This is a genomic window from Polynucleobacter necessarius, from assembly GCF_900095195.1.
GTDB classification, from domain to species: Bacteria; Pseudomonadota; Gammaproteobacteria; order Burkholderiales; family Burkholderiaceae; genus Polynucleobacter; species Polynucleobacter necessarius_G.
In genome coordinates, this window is the sequence record NZ_LT606950.1 from 1,195,402 (window position 1) to 1,211,900 (window position 16,499).

Here is a 16,499-nt window from a genome sequence, read left to right on the forward strand (position 1 = left end):
TTCGCTTGCATGGCGCAAGATGCCCGACCGATGCCGAACTGGTCGCAATTTTTTTACGGGTTGGCAAGTGCAGTAGCGCTAGCGAAGGATTTACTCCACCACTACGGGAGCCTTCCTCGTCTTATGGCAAGCAGCCCTGCGGAATTTACCCGAATTCACGGCATGGGCCTCTCAAAATGGTCACAAATTCAGACGGCATATGGGCTCGTCAAACGCAGTCTTGAGGACACTCTGTCGCAAAACTCGATTTTTTCGTCCTCCGGACACGTAAAAGAGTTTTTGCAAGCCAAAATTGGTGGCTTACCCCATGAGGTATTTGTATGCCTACACCTGGATTCCAACTTACATCTCATTGAGTGCCAGGAGCTGTTTAGGGGGTCCATTACGCAGACAGCAGTCTATCCACGGGAGGTGCTTAAGGAAGCGCTCTCCCGAAATGCGAGTGCGATCATCGTTGCTCACAATCACCCCAGCGGCAACCCTCTACCCAGCAAGACCGACCAAACATTGAATAAAACTCTGGCAAAAGCCCTGCAATTAGTGGACATCCCCCTTTTGGACCACTGCATCGTCAGTAGCAGAGGATTCTTCTCGTTTTCTGAGTCGGGGATTATGAATGTTGAAGAAAATTGATAGTAGTTACTAACTTATAGAGAAAATTGGGTCAGGATTGCCTAAATATTAGGCATTTTATTGGGCTCCTCACTGACCAAAAATCCAATAAGGACTAGCCCAAAATAAGCTTTGACTGATACAATTTTCTTTTTTCACAATTAATGGAGTTAGTCATGGCGAAAGTTTGCCAAGTCACTGGGAAGAAGCCGATGGTTGGCAACAACGTTTCCCATGCAAACAATAAAACCAAGCGTCGCTTTTTGCCGAATCTGCAAAATCGTCGTTTTTGGGTTGAATCTGAAAACCGTTGGGTTAGCCTGCGCTTAACCAACGCTGGTTTGCGCGTTATCGACAAAAATGGCATCGATGCTGTTTTGTCTGATCTCCGTGCTCGTGGCGAAATTTAAGGAGCGCACGAATGGCTAAAGGCGGCAGAGAAAAAATTAAATTAGAGTCATCAGCTGGTACTGGTCACTTCTACACAACTTCAAAAAATAAGCGCACTAAACCTGAAAAAATGGAGATCATGAAATTTGATCCAACCATTCGTAAGCACGTTGCTTATAAAGAAACTAAGCTGAAGTAAATACTTCTAGCAAATAAAAAACCCGCTAATTAGCGGGTTTTTTATTTGCCCATATTTTCGAATCAAGCGTATCGACGCAATCTCAATGAGAATTCACGCAAGCTAGCTAAGCCACTATCTTCTGCGCGTTGACACCAAGCATGCAGTTGAGAAACCAACTGCTCTCTTGTAGCGCTGGAGCGTCCCCAGATTGCCTGCAGATCACGGCGCATCTCAATCATCTTATGCAACTGCGCATTACTGGCCATTAGCTCTTCCAGCTTTGCTCTCTCGCCTTCTGTCAAACGCGACTCATCTTTGGATAACCAAGTACGGGCGTCGCTTAAATGGGCCGCCAGTACTTGCATATGCTGTACTTCGTTGTTGAAGAAATTGCGCAATGTTTTGCTATAGCGCGCCATGATTTCATAACGATTCGCAATGATGGCCTCCAATGTATTTTGATCTGCAGGGCGCAGATCATTCAATACAGGTTTTGGCGAAGTCTTTTTCACGGTTGCTAAACCTACAGCACTCATCATCTGAATGTAGAGCCAACCAATATCAAACTCGTACCATTTATTGGAGAGTTTCGCGCTGGTTGCAAAGGTGTGGTGATTGTTGTGCAACTCTTCACCGCCAATCAAAATACCCCAAGGCAGAATATTGGTGGAAGCATCCTCGCAATCAAAATTGCGATAGCCCCAAAAGTGTCCAATCCCATTGATGACGCCAGCAGCGGTAATCGGAATCCACAACATTTGCACAGCCCAAACCGTCAAACCAATCGCACCAAATAAAAATACATCGATGATGAGCATGATGGCCACACCCTGCCAAGAAAACTTAGAGTAAATATTGCGCTCAAGCCAATCATCCGGCGTGCCGTGACCATACTTCTCTAACGTTTCTTGATTCTTCGCTTCCTTTTTGTAAAGCTCGGCGCCTCGGGACAGAACAGTGCTAATCCCTAGAATCTGTGGGCTATGTGGATCCTCAACAGTTTCGCACTTAGCGTGATGCTTGCGGTGAATCGACGCCCATTCTTTAGTAACCATGCCAGTGGTTAGCCAGAGCCATAAACGGAAGAAATGGGAGGCAATAGGATGGAGATCGAGAGCGCGATGGGCTTGGCAACGATGTAGAAAAATTGTCACGGAAGCGATGGTGATGTGTGTCGCACCGAGGGTGAATAAGGTGATCTGCCACCATGACCAATCTAAATAACCATTAGCCAACCAATTGAGGAATAAATCGAAACCAGAGCTTGAAACCGTATTCAAAATAGCGTCCTATTGAAGTATTAGTTTCTATTTTAGAGCTTTTTAGGTCTTTTGGGGATTATCTTTCGTTATCTCTGTGGTTTTAGGTTTTTCAGAGGGCTCTAATTTGCTGCTTTTTTTTCTGAAAAATTGCCCCAAAAAACCCATCTGTTCGATGTATGTGTGGCCATAACTGCCACCATGGAGTATCCGCAGAGCAACCTAAAGGTAATTTATCCTTTGGAAACAATGGCTTAAGAACATCTGCCGCAGGAATAGCCTCAAATTCTGGGTGCGTTTCTAGAAATTTCTCAGCAATGGCTTGATTTTCTTCAGGCAAAAGACTGCAGGTGGCATAAACCAAGCGGCCTCCCGGCTTTAGCAAGCGGACTGCCGAACTCAAAATACTCATCTGCTTCTGGTTAAGCTCTGACACTCCTTCTGGTGTCTGGCGCCACTTTAAGTCAGGGTTACGACGCAATGTACCCATTCCACTACAAGGGGCATCAACGAGGACGCGATCTATCTTACCGGCCAACCGTTTGATCTTGGCATCATTTTCACTATCAATCCAAACAGGATGAACGTTAGATAAGCCACTGCGGGCTTGTCGCGGCTTTAAATTGGCTAGGCGACGCTCCGAGGTATCAAAGGCATACAGTCGGCCTGTCGATCGCATTAAAGCCCCGATGGCTAATGTTTTACCGCCGGCGCCTGCGCAAAAATCAACCACCATCTCGCCATGCTTAGGCGCAAGTAGATACGCCAAAAGTTGACTACCCTCATCTTGCACTTCAAACAGACCGGATTTAAACGCAGCGGTATTTTGCAACGCTGGCTTGCCCATGATGCGCACGCCATCTGGTGCATAGGGAGTCGGAACAGCCTGATAGCGACCTCCAAGCGCATTCATTTGCGCAAGCAACTCGTCACGATTAGTTTTCATAGTGTTTGCACGCAAATCCAAGAGTGCTGGATGCATTAATGATTTTGCGAGATCTTCGCGCGCTTCTTCGCCGGGATATTTTCCAAATGCGTCCCATAACCATTCCGGCAAATTGTTGCGAACCAAAGCATTTAATGCAGCTGGATCCACTGTTGATACACGTTGCAACCACTCATATTCACCCGGCTTAAGAACGTGCGCCAAATCGGCAATCGCACTCTCCGCGCGATTGCCCGAACCCAGTCCGCCCTCCGATAAAGCAGACAGCAAACCCAATAGGGGTAAGCGTCTAGCTTGGGATCCCACACCACTAGCCGCAAATTGCGAGAACTCATTTTTACGACGCAAGATGGCAAAAGCACTCTCGGCTATTAAGGCGCGATCGCGATTACCAAGTTGTGGCTCGGATCGAAAATATCGGCTCACTACTCGATCAGCTGGCTGATCAAAGCGCAGCAACTCTGGAAGCAAACGCTCCAAATGAATCGCGTGTTGCGGCAATGCCTTTGCATTCGAGAAACCTTTTTGACCATCCGGCGCAATGAGATTACCGCTAGCATTACGACGCTCTGGTCGACGCAGAGGATCCTTGGATTTAGCTGCGTAACTCTTTTGAGAACCCAATCGCTTGTTGGGTTTTTTACTTGGACGATCTGCACTCATAGCTTGAAAAATTGCGATTCTGGGGGTTGTAACTTCACGTGATTACCTTCTATTCGCAATCGTCCATCGAGAAACCATTTTATGGCGAAAGGATAGATCTGATGCTCCGCCTTTAAAACACGTGCCGCCAAGGAATCAGGATCGTCCCCCGCGAGAACTGATACGGAGGCCTGGCAAATAATCGGACCCTCATCCACCCCCTCCGTAACAAAGTGAACGGTTGCCCCATGCTCTTTGACGCCAGCCTCCAAAGCACGCTCATGGGTATGCAAACCCGGAAAAGCCGGAAGCAGAGCAGGATGAATATTGATCAAGCGACCCTCAAAGTGACGAATGAAGCCCGGCGTCAGAATGCGCATAAACCCCGCCAGCACTACCAAATCAGCGCCTAGGGCATCAATTTTCTGTATCAGAGCGCCATCAAAAGATTCGCGATTGGGATACCCTTTATGCTCGATAGCGTAGGCCGGAATGCCCTGTGAGCAAGCAAATTCAAGGCCCTTGGCCGCAGAATGATTTGCAATCACCCCAGCAAATTTGACTGGCCACTGCTCTTTTTGAGCAATTTTTACGATGGTCTCGAAATTAGATCCGCGGCCTGAGATTAAGGTAACGATAGAAAGCATGCCCACAATATAATTGATGGCTACCCTGAAAGCGATTTTGTGAACGTATTCCGTGGCCCGACCCAGTTTTCTGCAGGACCCGCTTGTGCCCTAACCATCGGCAATTTCGATGGCGTGCACAGGGGGCATCGCGCCCTACTGAAGCAATTGGTCGATGGCGCGAAGGGGTGGGGGCTGGTGAGCTGCGTCATGACTTTTGAGCCCCACCCAAAAGAATTTTTCTCGCCGGAACAAGCGCCGATCCGCATATTGAACTTGCGGGATAAGTTGGTGGCTCTAGCAGATCTTGGAATTGATCGCGCAGTGGTTGAGCATTTCAATACCGCCTTCGCAAAACTCTCGCCCGAAGAATTCGTGTCCGAGATTATTGTCAAGCGCTTAAATGCTAAATGGATTTTGATTGGTGACGATTTTTGCTATGGCGCAAAACGTGCTGGAAATTTTGCAACCCTCAAAACTGCCGGTGAAAAATATGGCTTCGAGGTATCCAGCATTCAAACAATCCTAGAAGATGGTGAACGCATCTCCAGTTCTGCACTTCGATCCGCACTAGCAAATGGCGATATGCAACAGGCTGAAAAATTATTAGGGCGCCCCTATGCGATTTCCGGTCACATGATTCATGGACAGCAACTTGGACGCAAACTCGGATTCCCCACACTCAACCTAGCCATTGCAAATCACTTACACCATCGCAAACCCGCAACTACTGGAATCTTTACAGCGCAAGTGCTTGGTCTAGGCGACAAACCCTTACCAGCCGTGGCCAGCCTTGGAGTTCGACCCACAGTAGAGGATGAAGGTCGCGTACTCTTAGAGACTCATATTTTTGATTTTCAGCAAGATGTTTACGGAAAAATTATTACCGTCGAACTCTTAGAAAAAATTCGTGATGAAGCCAAATACAACGACCTTGATACTTTAACCAAAGCTATTGCAGCCTATGCATTGCACGCCAGAAATTTTTTCCAGAAAAAGCGTATGTCTGAAAAAGAAAATTTTTATCCCGTTAATCTACTCGATACCGCATTTCCAATGCGGGGTGATCTTGCCAAACGTGAACCGCAATGGGTAGCGCAATGGCAAAAAAATAAACTTTACGAAAAGATTCGTGCGGCACACGCAAACCAACCCAAGTTTATTTTGCATGATGGCCCTCCTTATGCAAACGGCGATATTCATATCGGCCATGCCGTTAACAAAATTTTGAAGGACATGATTGTCAAATCCCGCTGGTTGCTAGGATATGACCCTGCATATGTTCCAGGCTGGGACTGTCATGGCATGCCGATTGAAATCCAAATTGAGAAGCAATTTGGTAAAAACCTCCCGACAGCAGAAGTGCAAGCCAAAGCCCGCGCCTACGCCAAGGTACAAGTAGATAAGCAAAAGAAGGACTTCGAGCGTCTGGGCGTTTTGGGCGACTGGAACAATCCCTACCTGACGATGAACTACCGCAACGAGGCGGATGAAATTCGTGCTCTAGGCAAGATTTGGGAAAAAGGGTATGTCTTTCGCGGCCTAAAACCCGTCAACTGGTGTTTTGATTGCGGATCTGCGCTTGCTGAAGCCGAAGTTGAGTATCGGGACAAAACTGATCCTACGGTCGATATCGGTTTTGCATTTGATGATGCGCAGCGCCCGCAACTCGCTCAAGCATTTGGAATCACAGAACTTCCAAACAAACCAGGTCAAATCGTCATTTGGACCACTACTCCTTGGACTATTCCGGCGAACCAAGCGCTCAATGTTCATCCGGAGCTCAGCTATGCACTTGTCGATACCGGCGACAAATTACTCATCCTCGCCAAAGATCGCGTAGAAACGTGTTTTCAAGATTACGGTCTCGAGGGCAAAGTGATTGCAACCTGTCCTGGCGAAAAACTCGCAAAGATTTCTTTTTGGCATCCGCTTGCTCCACTTCATGATGGCTACAAGCGTTTATCGCCAATTTACCCAGCTGAATACGTCACGCTTGATACGGGTACAGGCATCGTTCACTCGGCCCCAGCGTATGGCGAAGAAGACTTTAAATCTTGCAAAGCAAATGGGCTCATTGATAAAGATATCCTGAATCCTGTGATGGGTAATGGTGTTTACGCATCTTGGCTACCGCTCTTCGCTAACGAGTACATCTGGAAAGCCAACCCAAAAGTCGTCGAAGCCATGCGGGAAGCGGGCAGCTTATTGCGCGATAAAACGTATACCCACTCTTACATGCATTGTTGGCGTCATAAATCACCCATCATTTATCGCGCTACCTCACAGTGGTTCGCCAGCATGGATAAGAAGCCATCGGACAGTAAAGCCAGTTTGCGCGAAACCGCTCTAGCGGGAATTGATAAGACGGATTTTTTCCCAGCTTGGGGCAAGCAACGCTTGCACAGCATGATTGCCAATCGCCCTGATTGGACGCTATCGCGCCAACGCCAATGGGGTGTGCCAATGGCATTTTTTGTTCATAAAGAAGCTGGCGACCCTCACCCACGCACCGTCGAACTGTTGGAAGAGGTTGCCAAACTCGTTGAAAAAGGCGGCATTGAAGCATGGCAACAACTAGAGGTTGCTGAATTGCTGGGTGAAGAGGCGTCTCAATACGAAAAGAATCGCGACACATTAGACGTATGGTTTGACTCTGGTACCACGCACTGGCATGTCATTCGCGGCTCTCATCGAGATGAATTACTAACTACTGATACACAGACGCCAAACGGACGTTTGGCCGATTTATACCTAGAGGGCTCTGATCAGCATCGTGGATGGTTCCACTCGTCATTGCTAACTGGGGCGATGCTAGACGGCAAGCCACCCTATAAGGCGCTCCTCACCCACGGCTTTACTGTAGACGGTCAAGGTCGCAAGATGAGTAAATCCGTGGGCAATGTGATTGCACCACAACAAATTGCCGATAAGCTCGGTGCAGAAATTATTCGCCTATGGGTAGCCTCTACTGACTACTCAGGCGAGATGACGATCTCCGATGAAATTCTCAAACGCGTCACTGAAAGCTATCGTCGTATTCGGAATACGCTGCGCTTCTTGCTGGTTAATCTTTCGGATTTTGATCTGATGAAACACGCCATGCCTACAGACCAATGGCTGGAAATTGATCGTTATGCTGTGGCGCTAGCTAACCAACTACAAAATGACATCGAGGATCACTACAAGGCCTATGAATTCCATCCAGCAGTAGCCCGTATGCAGACCTTCTGCTCTGAAGACTTGGGCGGCTTTTACTTGGATATTCTGAAAGATCGCCTCTATACGAGCGGGCCAGACTCCGCCGATCGGAGGGCGGCACAAAATGCGCTGTTCCACGTTACTCGCAACCTATTGAAATGGCTCGCACCATTCCTCTCCTTCACTGCCGAAGAAGCATGGCAGTCATTCCCGCATGGTTCAGGCACAAAGCCTTCTGAATCGATCTTTATGGAAGGATTTGATGCATTGCCTGTTATCGCCAATGCCGACGATCTGCTGGCGAAATGGACACGTATTCGTGAAATTCGCTCTGAAATTACTAAGGCAATTGAGATTGAACGTGAAGCTGGCAATGTAGGCTCATCGTTACAAGCAGAACTCACCATTAAAGTGGGCGACGTTGATTTTGCAATTCTGCATTCACTTGAAAAAGATTTGCGTTTTGTCACCATTACCTCAAGTGCTAATATTGCATTAAGCAACGATGGTCTCGAAGTTTTGGTTCGTAGCAGTCAATATAAGAAGTGTGGTCGCTGCTGGCATCACACAAGTGATGTAGGCTCCAATGCCGAGCATCCAGATCTTTGTGGACGCTGCATCAGCAATCTCTTTGGCTCTGGCGATCATCGCTTATTTGCCTAGTATAGGTTGATGTGAGCCCACTAATGCTGCGTTACCTTGCCATTGCAACAATGACTTTATTACTTGATCAGCTGAGTAAATGGTCAGCTTTAAGCTATCTGCAATTGGGTATGCCAGAGCCCGTATTGCCTTTCATGAATTGGCTTCTGCTTTTCAATCCTGGTGCGGCATTTTCTTTCTTGGCACAAGGATCGGGTTGGCAACGCTGGTTTTTTACTATTCTCGGCCTGGTAGCAAGCATTTATATCCTGATTCTGCTGCGCAAAAATCTTTCTGAAAAATTGCTATGCATCGCACTTAGTCTCATTCTGGGAGGCGCCCTTGGCAATGGTTTAGATCGCATCATGTATGGCGCAGTAGTGGACTTTATCGATCTTCATTACGGCAATTGGCATTGGCCAGCATTTAATATTGCCGATAGCGCGATCTGCATCGGAGCGGCACTCATTATTTTGGGCGAACTTCGCAAAGCATTTGGCAAATCCACTCATTCCCATTAAGCTGGCGCCATGCAATCACTTTTAAATAAGAAAATCGTTCTCGGGATCTCTGGTGGCATCGCCGCCTATAAAACCCCTGAACTCGCCCGCTTATTAATGCAAGAAGGCGCCTCTGTTCAAGTGGTGATGACGGAGGCTGCTCAGCAATTTGTGACGCCTGTAACCATGCAAGCACTTACAGGAAATCCGGTGTTTACAAGTCAATGGGATAGCTCTGTTGCAAATAATATGGCCCACATTGAACTATCCCGCTCAGCCGATGCTATTTTTATTGCGCCAACGAGCGCAGATCTCATGGCAAAACTCTCGCTCGGCTTAGCCGACGATTTATTGAGCACATTGTGCCTAGCAAGAGGTTGCTCTTTACTCCTTGCTCCCGCTATGAATAAGCAAATGTGGGAACATGCTGCAACCCAGCGAAGTGTGGAACGGCTTGAAAAAGATGGTATTGCGCTACTTGGTCCGGCAAGCGGTTTTCAAGCTTGTGGTGAAGTCGGCATGGGCCGAATGCTCGAGCCCGCAGAAATTGCAGAACAAGTTGTGGCTTTCTTTCAGAAAAAAACGCTACGTGGTAAAAAAGTGATGATTACCGCTGGCCCCACCTTTGAAACAATTGACCCAGTTCGTGGCATCACCAATCACAGCTCAGGAAAGATGGGTTTTGCGATTGCTAAAGCTGCCCTGGAAGCAGGCGCAGACGTACATTTAATTGCTGGTCCATGCAATTTACCAACGCCACTGGAGACTACCGGGAAAATTATTCGTACAAACGTTGTAAGTGCCAAGGAAATGCATGCCGCCGCTCTGAGCGCTGCAGATTGTGACGTATTTCTTGCGGTAGCAGCAGTTGCTGACTGGGGTATTGCCAAGCCCTCTAAAAACAAGATTAAGCGCCAAGGCAATACGGCACCCAACATTGAATTTATCGCGAACCCAGACATTCTCTTGGGTGTTGCCAAGACGGTTAAGGCCAAGGCAGGCAAACCCTATCCATATTGCGTGGGCTTTGCCGCTGAATCTACAGATCTTGAAAAACATGCCGATGAAAAACGCAAGCGTAAAGGCGTTCCGATGATTGTCGGCAATATCGGCCCAGATACATTTGGTAGCGACCTGAATCAGCTTCTGGTAATTGATGACCGCGGCAGCAAAAAATTGGCCAAAGCGGAAAAATTACATCTTGCACGTCAATTGATTCAGCTGATTGCCAAAAACATTTAAGCATCACCCTTCTATTGATATTCTCCGTTTTAGGAAATTCTATGCAATCTTTACAAGTCAAAATTCTCGATGAGCGCATGCGCAATCAATTGCCAACGTATGGCACTCCAGGTAGTGTAGGGCTTGATTTACGCGCTTGCATTGATGAGGCGATTGAGATTGCGCCGGGCCAAACTGTATTGGTTCCTACGGGCTTAGCGATCTATATTGAAGATCCACGCTATGCGGCGTTTATTCTTCCGCGCTCAATAAGCATGGGATCGTCTTTGGCAACTTAGTCGGCTTAATTGACTCGGACTATCAGGGGCAACTGATGGTGAGCACCTGGAACCGAGGTGCCACACCATTCAAACTCGAACCCATGGAATGCCTTGCACAATTAGTTGTGATGCCTACTCAACAAGTAGGACTCAAAGTAGTGGAAGAGTTTACTGAAAGCGGTCGCGGTGCTGGTGGCTTTGGAAGTACTGGTAGGGCTTAGGGTTTCTTACTCTTTGAGCTTGATTGGGATATTTAAGATTTTTATCTTCAACAGCAATACTGCATTTAAAAATCGGAAATATGCCGCTTCTTCAGAAATTGGTACGCCAGCATCAATTGCGCGAGTGTTGATCTCATCTAATCGGCGTAGCATATCATGCCTGTCTTGCTCAGAGATGCCTTGGTGTTGTAGCTTTTGCTCCATCTCCAAAAGCTCTCTGTAATGTGGAATCTCCCGCAAATTAAAGCGAAATTTCCTGAAATGGACATTGAGCTTGGATAATGGATAAAGCAAGGCAAATATCGTTAGCAGCAATAGCCAAGAACGATCGATAAATCCAGCAAGCTAATAAGGTAGATACTTCATGGCATGTGGCGGCCCATAGTTATAGAAATGCTCAGCTACTGGACTGATCGGAATAGATGGATCAAGGTATGCTGGAAACTCATCCCGCTTCGCAAAAAATAGATTTGGAGAACTGCGATTTGCATCTCTAGCAGCTATCAAAATTGCCAACTGCAAATCTGGGTGCGTTGATTTTTTTACTACCAAACTAGTAGTGGTGGCTAGCAAAGTGACCTCTTTTTGAGGCATCTGTTTTGCGATATTAATGGAGTCTGCCGGCAAAACCAGGGTTACAAGAGAATTGATCTGCTTCGAGTAAGCTGTCGCATTTTTAAAATCAAACACAGCGCTACTCTAAAATTCCAATAAATCTTTATCACTGGATCTAGATTAGTAGGTACGAGAATAACGCCATCTAACTCACCACTCTTAAACCTTTTTTGATTTTGTTCGGCGCTATCTGATAAGAAATTTTGGTTACCCTCCAACCGAATACCGGTAATCTCAAAGATTTTTTTTGCTACTTGGTATGAGCTGCTATTCGCAGGCCAAAGCCCTATTTTGAATAGGGCTAGCCCACGCAATGTCTTAATTTCGCCAATTTTATTTTTGTTATAAATAATCCAAACAGGCTCATAACCTACGCTACCTAGGGAATATATACCTTCAAGCTGTGCCTTATCCAGAGCCATACCATAGGTAAAGCCAGCGCTAGCCTCATCATTCGCATCATTCAAGCGCTTGGCGTTTTCTACGGCACCTTCGGTGTAAATCACTGATAGCTCTATTCCATCGTCTTTTAATATCTTTGCCGCGGAGTCCGCCAAAGAAACCCAATAAGAGCCTTGGTAGCCAGTTAAAAAGTAAATATTTCTATCAGGAAATGGTCTCAAGTAGATCAACTATCCTGCGATAGCAATAGCTAATAGGATTGCAAGGGCTTTTGACTCCCGAATTTCCTCCTTGAAGGCTCGAACCTCATCGCGTAAGACTTGCTTTATGTAGCCGATAGTATTTTTCTTATTCTATCTTGCCAATCTGGCGATAGTTAAAAACGAAAAAAGCCACGCAAAGGTGGCCTTTTAACCCCAATAAACTGTATTACTTTCGAATGTGCGCTTTACGTGAGCATCTTGCGACATGCCTACACCAGCACCTTCACGGGATTCTTTTTCTGCACTAATTTCTTTACGGCGCTCTTTACAAGATCCTGCGATTTCTTGCAACGCTTTACGAGCCCTAGCAGCAGATGCCTTAATTCCTTTACCAAGAAGCTTTTCATTTTCTGCTTTGTACGTTTCAAAAGATTCCAGCAATTTATCGTGATGGGACATAGTTTTCCTTTTAAATCAATCAGAGTCGTAAATGCTTTTTTAAATTTCCTCTACTGGTGCTACATCGACCTTTGCTGTCTTTCCAGGCAACTTAGGTACATCAAAACTCAGCTGCACTTTGCCGTCTTCGTCGATGTCAACATCTACATGACCACCCTGAGCTAACTTGCCAAAAAGTAGCTCGTCCGCAAGAGCTTTGCGTACCGTATCTTGGATGATCCGTTGCATTGGACGCGCTCCCATGAGCGGATCAAAGCCGTGTTTCGCCAGGTGGGCGCGAAGTGCAGGACTGAAAGTGGCATCAACTTTTTTCTCATGCAACTGCTCTTCTAGCTGCATTAAGAATTTATCAACCACGCGCATGATGATGGTTTCATCCAACGCCTTGAAGGAGACGATGGCATCTAAGCGATTGCGGAATTCTGGTGTAAAGAATTTCTTGATGTCAGCCATCTCATCACCTGACTCACGAGCGTTGGTAAAGCCAATTGTTGACTTTTGCATAGCCTCAGCACCAGCGTTGGTAGTCATGATGATGATGACATTACGGAAATCAGTCTTACGCCCGTTGTTATCAGTCAACGTGCCATGATCCATAACCTGCAGAAGAATGTTGAAAATATCTGGATGTGCTTTTTCAATCTCATCGAGCAGCAGCACGCAATGTGGCTTCTTATTCACCGCCTCTGTTAACAGGCCACCTTGATCAAATCCAACATAACCCGGAGGCGCGCCAATCAAGCGACTTACAGCATGACGCTCCATGTACTCCGACATGTCAAAGCGCAACAGCTCGATGCCCATAATGTATGCGAGCTGTTTGGCTACCTCGGTCTTGCCAACACCCGTTGGACCAGAGAATAAGAAGGATCCGATTGGACGACCCACTTTACCAAGGCCAGCGCGAGTCATCTTAATGGCACTCGCCAAAGCCTCAATAGCAGGATCCTGACCAAACACCACACTCTTAATGTCGCGATCAAGTGTTTGTAACTTACTACGGTCATCCACTGTGACAGACTGTGGCGGAATGCGCGCAATCTTAGCCACAATCTCTTCGATCTCTGGGCGGCCTATGGTTTTCTTCTGCTTTGATTTTGGCAAGATGCGTTGCGCGGCACCAGCTTCATCGATGACGTCAATTGCTTTATCCGGTAGGTGACGGTCATTGATGTAACGGGCCGATAACTCAGCGGCTGCAACCAGCGCACCAGCCGCATACTTAACGCTATGGTGTTCCTCAAAACGCGATTTCAGGCCGCGCAAAATCTGCACAGTCTGGTCAACAGTCGGCTCAACCACATCCACCTTCTGGAAACGACGCGATAGCGCAGCATCTTTTTCAAAGATACCGCGGTATTCAGTAAAGGTTGTGGCGCCGATACATTTCAGCTGTCCATTTGATAGGGCAGGTTTCAATAAATTGCTGGCATCCAATGTTCCACCAGATGCGGCACCTGCTCCAATCAGCGCATGAATCTCATCGATAAATAAAATGCCATGCGCATGATCTTTTAAGGATTTAAGAACGCTTTTCAAGCGCTGCTCAAAATCACCGCGGTATTTAGTACCCGCAAGTAATGCGCCCATATCCAATGAATAGACGGTAGCATTAGCCAAAATCTCAGGCACATCGCCTTTCACAATTCTCCAGGCCAAACCTTCAGCAATGGCGGTCTTGCCCACACCTGCCTCGCCAACTAGCAAAGGGTTGTTTTTACGGCGACGGCAAAGCACTTGAATCACGCGTTCCACCTCGCTCTCGCGACCAATCAATGGATCAATTTTTCCTTGACGCGCCATGGCATTGAGATTTTGCGTGTACTGATCTAACGGACTTTCTTTTTCGGTAGATGCAGCCTCTTCAGTTTCTTGAGTAGCGTCGACTGGCTTTACGTGCTCGGCTTGATCTTTGCGAACGCCGTGACTAATAAAGTTCACGACATCTAAACGCGTCACACCTTGTTGTTGCAAGAAATACACTGCGTGGGAATCTTTTTCACCAAAGATAGCCACTAGCACGTTAGCACCAGTGACTTCTTTTTTACCATTTGAAGTAGATTGGACGTGCATGATCGCACGCTGAATTACTCTTTGGAATCCCAGAGTGGGCTGCGTATCTACTTCATCATTACCAGGCACTACTGGAGTGTTGTTATTAATAAAGTTCTTGAGCTGAGCCCACAACTCTGCGATGTTGACAGCACAAGCCTTAAGTACCTCTACGGCTGTAGCATTGTCGAGCAATGCGGCTAGTAAGTGCTCTACGGTAATGAATTCATGTCGAGATGCCCGCGCGTCAACAAACGCCATATGCAAACTAACCTCAAGTTCTTGGGCAATCATGCTTCCTCCATAGTGCACTGTAGTGGGTGACCCGCTTCACGAGATAATTCAATAACCTGATGCACCTTGGTGGCAGCAACGTCGCGAGTGAAGATTCCGCAAACGCCTTTTCCAACGAGATGAACTTGCAACATGATGCGTGTAGCTGTTTCGTGATCTTTATTGAAATACTCCTGAATAACCATCACCACAAACTCCATCGGCGTGTAATCGTCATTCAGTAGTAAAACTTTGTACATTGATGGAGCCTTAACTTGCTCGACCTGTTTTTCGAGCAGAAGGGTGTCCTCAATATAAGGATTGGCGGGGATGCCAGTAGTGGGATTTTTAGGTGTGCGACTCATGAGAAACATTCTAAACACAGATATCTAAATTTGATTTGAGCGGGGTCTTGTTGCGAAAAACCCTCAAAAACCCTGGTTTCTCCCATATTGGGGCGTTTTTCACCAAAAAAGGGGTATTTCCTAAGGGTATGCATGCATAACTCCTTGACACCCCTACAAAAAGGGCAAACAATTAGGGGGTAGGTTTCAAATGATGTTCTATTTAGGCGTGTTGTGGATTGAGGCTGATTAAAAAGTATTTACCCTCATCACGGTTGTTTTAAGTTTATGTAATGGAGTTCGCATGGCGACCGGAATTGTTAAGTGGTTCAATGATGCAAAAGGTTTTGGTTTTATCAAACCCGATGATGGTGAAGAAGAATTGTTTGCGCATTTCAGCGCAATTACAATGCCTGGGTTCAAGACCCTCAAGGAAAACCAAAAGGTAACATTTGATGTTACTCAAGGCCCTAAAGGCAAACAAGCTACCAATATCCAAGCGGCTTAATAGTCCTTAGATCATTATGGAAAACCCGGGATTTGTTCCTGGGTTTTTTTTCGCCCGTAATTTGCTTCACTTAAAATCATACCCATGCCTACCTACAAAATTTTGCTACTCAAAGTCTTTGCCTTCATTCTGGCTTTATGTCCGATAGTCATTTGGGCTCAGGTCAACACCGGACTTCCAACCATTGAACTTAAAACAGGTATTTACCGCATTCAAGCGGAACTGGCGGACACCCCAAAGACAAGGGAAATAGGTTTAATGAATCGCACAAGCATGCCCGTTAATTCAGGAATGCTGTTTATCTCTGAGCAAAAGGCGGGGCATTGTTTTTGGATGAACAATACGAAGATTCCGCTATCGATTGCATTCATCACCGATGATGGCAAGATTGTGAATATCGAAGAAATGCAAGCGGAGACCACCAATAATCACTGCCCCAAAGCAGCGGTGCGCTATACCCTAGAGATGAACAAACAGTGGTTCTCTGAAAGAGTGATCGTACCTGGTAGCGTAATTACAGGCCTACCAAAGCGACAATGATCAGATAGGCAAATAAAAAGCAGACCTCGGTCTGCTTTTTATTTGGGAGTAATTTAACTTACTCAGAGTGGCATACGTAGTGCACTGGTTGTTCGGCACGAATAACAAAGTAACCGCCCTTCTCCACTTCCCAGCTTTGACCGGCTTTAAACTCTTGCTCTGGGGCACCGTTGATGCTTACAAACGCTGTGCCATCAACTACTTCCATCACCTCTTTAGGGCTTAAGGTCAAAGCGCAAAGTGCTGGGCAATACCACGCTAACCGATTTACGCACGCCATTTGGCAAGGTTACGGTATGGGAGACACACTTACCGTCAAAAAATACATTAGCCTTTTTGCCGACAGATACTTGATCAAATTGCATTAAATTTCTCTCTATT

General features: G+C 46.5%; 18 protein-coding genes and 2 pseudogenes. 10 read left to right on the top strand and 10 right to left on the bottom strand.

Features of this window, described 5'->3' with window-relative positions:
• Window positions 1–5 precede the first annotated feature (5 nt).
• The 4 genes from BQ1619_RS10730 (at window position 6) to rpmG (ending at window position 1,201) form a co-directional block, all read left to right on the top strand.
• Window positions 6–224 (top strand): hypothetical protein, encoded by a 219-nt coding sequence (locus tag BQ1619_RS10730; protein WP_415066130.1) that lies wholly within the window; start codon window positions 6–8, stop codon window positions 222–224.
• The gene (locus tag BQ1619_RS06710) at window positions 124–633 is read left to right on the top strand and encodes a JAB domain-containing protein (RefSeq protein ID WP_415066132.1); all 510 of its coding nucleotides are present in this window, start codon (window positions 124–126) and stop codon (window positions 631–633) included. Before BQ1619_RS10730 ends, BQ1619_RS06710 begins: the two co-directional genes overlap by 101 nt.
• 155 nt (window positions 634–788) lie before the next feature.
• On the top strand, window positions 789–1,022 hold the full coding sequence (gene rpmB / locus BQ1619_RS06715) for a 50S ribosomal protein L28 (protein WP_076023792.1): 234 nt from the start codon (window positions 789–791) through the stop codon (window positions 1,020–1,022).
• Window positions 1,023–1,033: 11 nt separating this feature from the next.
• Window positions 1,034–1,201: a 50S ribosomal protein L33 gene (rpmG, locus tag BQ1619_RS06720; RefSeq protein ID WP_015421876.1), complete on the top strand. Its 168-nt coding sequence runs from the start codon at window positions 1,034–1,036 to the stop codon at window positions 1,199–1,201.
• Window positions 1,202–1,263: 62 nt separating this feature from the next.
• Here rpmG and BQ1619_RS06725 read toward each other — a convergent pair whose 3' ends face one another.
• From BQ1619_RS06725 to purN, 3 genes are all read right to left on the bottom strand, one after another.
• Window positions 1,264–2,463 carry a DesA family fatty acid desaturase gene (locus tag BQ1619_RS06725; RefSeq protein WP_114662983.1) on the bottom strand — a complete coding sequence of 400 codons (1,200 nt, stop codon included), beginning with the start codon at window positions 2,461–2,463 and terminating at the stop codon, window positions 1,264–1,266.
• Window positions 2,464–2,554: 91 nt separating this feature from the next.
• Window positions 2,555–4,051 (bottom strand): RsmB/NOP family class I SAM-dependent RNA methyltransferase, encoded by a 1,497-nt coding sequence (locus tag BQ1619_RS06730; protein WP_114662985.1) that lies wholly within the window; start codon window positions 4,049–4,051, stop codon window positions 2,555–2,557.
• Window positions 4,048–4,677, bottom strand: coding sequence for a phosphoribosylglycinamide formyltransferase (gene purN, locus BQ1619_RS06735; RefSeq protein ID WP_114662987.1), 630 nt, complete (start codon window positions 4,675–4,677; stop codon window positions 4,048–4,050). Before purN ends, BQ1619_RS06730 begins: the two co-directional genes overlap by 4 nt.
• A gap of 39 nt (window positions 4,678–4,716) precedes the next feature.
• Here purN and ileS point away from each other — a divergent pair, with 39 nt between their 5' ends.
• The 4 genes and pseudogenes from ileS (at window position 4,717) to dut (ending at window position 10,722) form a co-directional block, all read left to right on the top strand.
• A complete protein-coding gene (ileS, locus tag BQ1619_RS06740) occupies window positions 4,717–8,520 on the top strand; it encodes an isoleucine--tRNA ligase (RefSeq protein ID WP_114662989.1) in 3,804 nt (1,267 codons plus the stop codon).
• 23 nt (window positions 8,521–8,543) lie between these two features.
• Window positions 8,544–9,020: a signal peptidase II gene (lspA, locus tag BQ1619_RS06745; protein WP_114662995.1), complete on the top strand. Its 477-nt coding sequence runs from the start codon at window positions 8,544–8,546 to the stop codon at window positions 9,018–9,020.
• A gap of 9 nt (window positions 9,021–9,029) precedes the next feature.
• Entirely contained in the window at window positions 9,030–10,241 is a 1,212-nt protein-coding gene (gene coaBC / locus BQ1619_RS06750) for a bifunctional phosphopantothenoylcysteine decarboxylase/phosphopantothenate--cysteine ligase CoaBC (protein WP_114662997.1), read from the top strand.
• Window positions 10,242–10,282: 41 nt separating this feature from the next.
• Window positions 10,283–10,722 (top strand): annotated as a pseudogene (dut, locus tag BQ1619_RS06755) (dUTP diphosphatase).
• A 6-nt stretch (window positions 10,723–10,728) separates the two neighbouring features.
• On the opposite strand, the gene BQ1619_RS08745 reads toward dut, so the two are convergent.
• The 6 genes from BQ1619_RS08745 to clpS form a co-directional block, all read right to left on the bottom strand.
• Complete coding sequence (locus BQ1619_RS08745) at window positions 10,729–10,875, bottom strand: hypothetical protein (protein ID WP_162784619.1); 147 nt, start codon at window positions 10,873–10,875, stop codon at window positions 10,729–10,731.
• Between the two features lie 192 nt (window positions 10,876–11,067).
• Complete coding sequence (locus tag BQ1619_RS06765) at window positions 11,068–11,316, bottom strand: hypothetical protein (RefSeq protein ID WP_114663001.1); 249 nt, start codon at window positions 11,314–11,316, stop codon at window positions 11,068–11,070.
• A 41-nt stretch (window positions 11,317–11,357) separates the two neighbouring features.
• The gene (locus BQ1619_RS06770; protein ID WP_162784620.1) at window positions 11,358–11,960 is read right to left on the bottom strand and encodes a TAXI family TRAP transporter solute-binding subunit; all 603 of its coding nucleotides are present in this window, start codon (window positions 11,958–11,960) and stop codon (window positions 11,358–11,360) included.
• A 189-nt stretch (window positions 11,961–12,149) separates the two neighbouring features.
• Window positions 12,150–12,401 (bottom strand): hypothetical protein, encoded by a 252-nt coding sequence (locus BQ1619_RS06775; protein WP_114663005.1) that lies wholly within the window; start codon window positions 12,399–12,401, stop codon window positions 12,150–12,152.
• Between the two features lie 39 nt (window positions 12,402–12,440).
• Window positions 12,441–14,747: an ATP-dependent Clp protease ATP-binding subunit ClpA gene (gene clpA / locus BQ1619_RS06780; protein ID WP_114663571.1), complete on the bottom strand. Its 2,307-nt coding sequence runs from the start codon at window positions 14,745–14,747 to the stop codon at window positions 12,441–12,443.
• Window positions 14,744–15,100 carry an ATP-dependent Clp protease adapter ClpS gene (gene clpS / locus BQ1619_RS06785; RefSeq protein ID WP_114663007.1) on the bottom strand — a complete coding sequence of 119 codons (357 nt, stop codon included), beginning with the start codon at window positions 15,098–15,100 and terminating at the stop codon, window positions 14,744–14,746. The genes clpA and clpS overlap by 4 nt, the downstream gene beginning before the upstream one ends.
• A gap of 274 nt (window positions 15,101–15,374) precedes the next feature.
• Here clpS and BQ1619_RS06790 point away from each other — a divergent pair, with 274 nt between their 5' ends.
• Together BQ1619_RS06790 and BQ1619_RS06795 are read left to right on the top strand one after the other, a co-directional pair.
• Window positions 15,375–15,578, top strand: a complete 204-nt coding sequence (locus tag BQ1619_RS06790) for a cold-shock protein (protein ID WP_114663009.1) — start codon at window positions 15,375–15,377, stop codon at window positions 15,576–15,578.
• Window positions 15,579–15,662: 84 nt separating this feature from the next.
• Entirely contained in the window at window positions 15,663–16,118 is a 456-nt protein-coding gene (locus BQ1619_RS06795) for a DUF192 domain-containing protein (protein ID WP_114663011.1), read from the top strand.
• 58 nt (window positions 16,119–16,176) lie between these two features.
• Here the strand turns inward: BQ1619_RS06795 and ppnP are convergent.
• Window positions 16,177–16,483, bottom strand: a pseudogene (gene ppnP / locus BQ1619_RS10735) (pyrimidine/purine nucleoside phosphorylase).
• Between the last annotated feature and the right edge of the window lie 16 nt (window positions 16,484–16,499).

Coding starts and splice junctions, on each gene's coding strand:
- clpS (WP_114663007.1), bottom strand. CDS start 15,100: ATGTTTCTCATGAGTCGCACACCTAAAAATCCCACTACTGGCATCCCC.
- BQ1619_RS06795 (WP_114663011.1), top strand. CDS start 15,663: ATGCCTACCTACAAAATTTTGCTACTCAAAGTCTTTGCCTTCATTCTG.
- coaBC (WP_114662997.1), top strand. CDS start 9,030: ATGCAATCACTTTTAAATAAGAAAATCGTTCTCGGGATCTCTGGTGGC.
- rpmB (WP_076023792.1), top strand. CDS start 789: ATGGCGAAAGTTTGCCAAGTCACTGGGAAGAAGCCGATGGTTGGCAAC.
- BQ1619_RS06790 (WP_114663009.1), top strand. CDS start 15,375: ATGGCGACCGGAATTGTTAAGTGGTTCAATGATGCAAAAGGTTTTGGT.
- BQ1619_RS08745 (WP_162784619.1), bottom strand. CDS start 10,875: ATGCTACGCCGATTAGATGAGATCAACACTCGCGCAATTGATGCTGGC.
- BQ1619_RS06730 (WP_114662985.1), bottom strand. CDS start 4,051: ATGAGTGCAGATCGTCCAAGTAAAAAACCCAACAAGCGATTGGGTTCT.
- rpmG (WP_015421876.1), top strand. CDS start 1,034: ATGGCTAAAGGCGGCAGAGAAAAAATTAAATTAGAGTCATCAGCTGGT.
- BQ1619_RS06765 (WP_114663001.1), bottom strand. CDS start 11,316: ATGCCTCAAAAAGAGGTCACTTTGCTAGCCACCACTACTAGTTTGGTA.
- purN (WP_114662987.1), bottom strand. CDS start 4,677: ATGCTTTCTATCGTTACCTTAATCTCAGGCCGCGGATCTAATTTCGAG.
- lspA (WP_114662995.1), top strand. CDS start 8,544: ATGCTGCGTTACCTTGCCATTGCAACAATGACTTTATTACTTGATCAG.
- BQ1619_RS06710 (WP_415066132.1), top strand. CDS start 124: ATGGCAAGCAGCCCTGCGGAATTTACCCGAATTCACGGCATGGGCCTC.
- BQ1619_RS06775 (WP_114663005.1), bottom strand. CDS start 12,401: ATGTCCCATCACGATAAATTGCTGGAATCTTTTGAAACGTACAAAGCA.
- clpA (WP_114663571.1), bottom strand. CDS start 14,747: ATGATTGCCCAAGAACTTGAGGTTAGTTTGCATATGGCGTTTGTTGAC.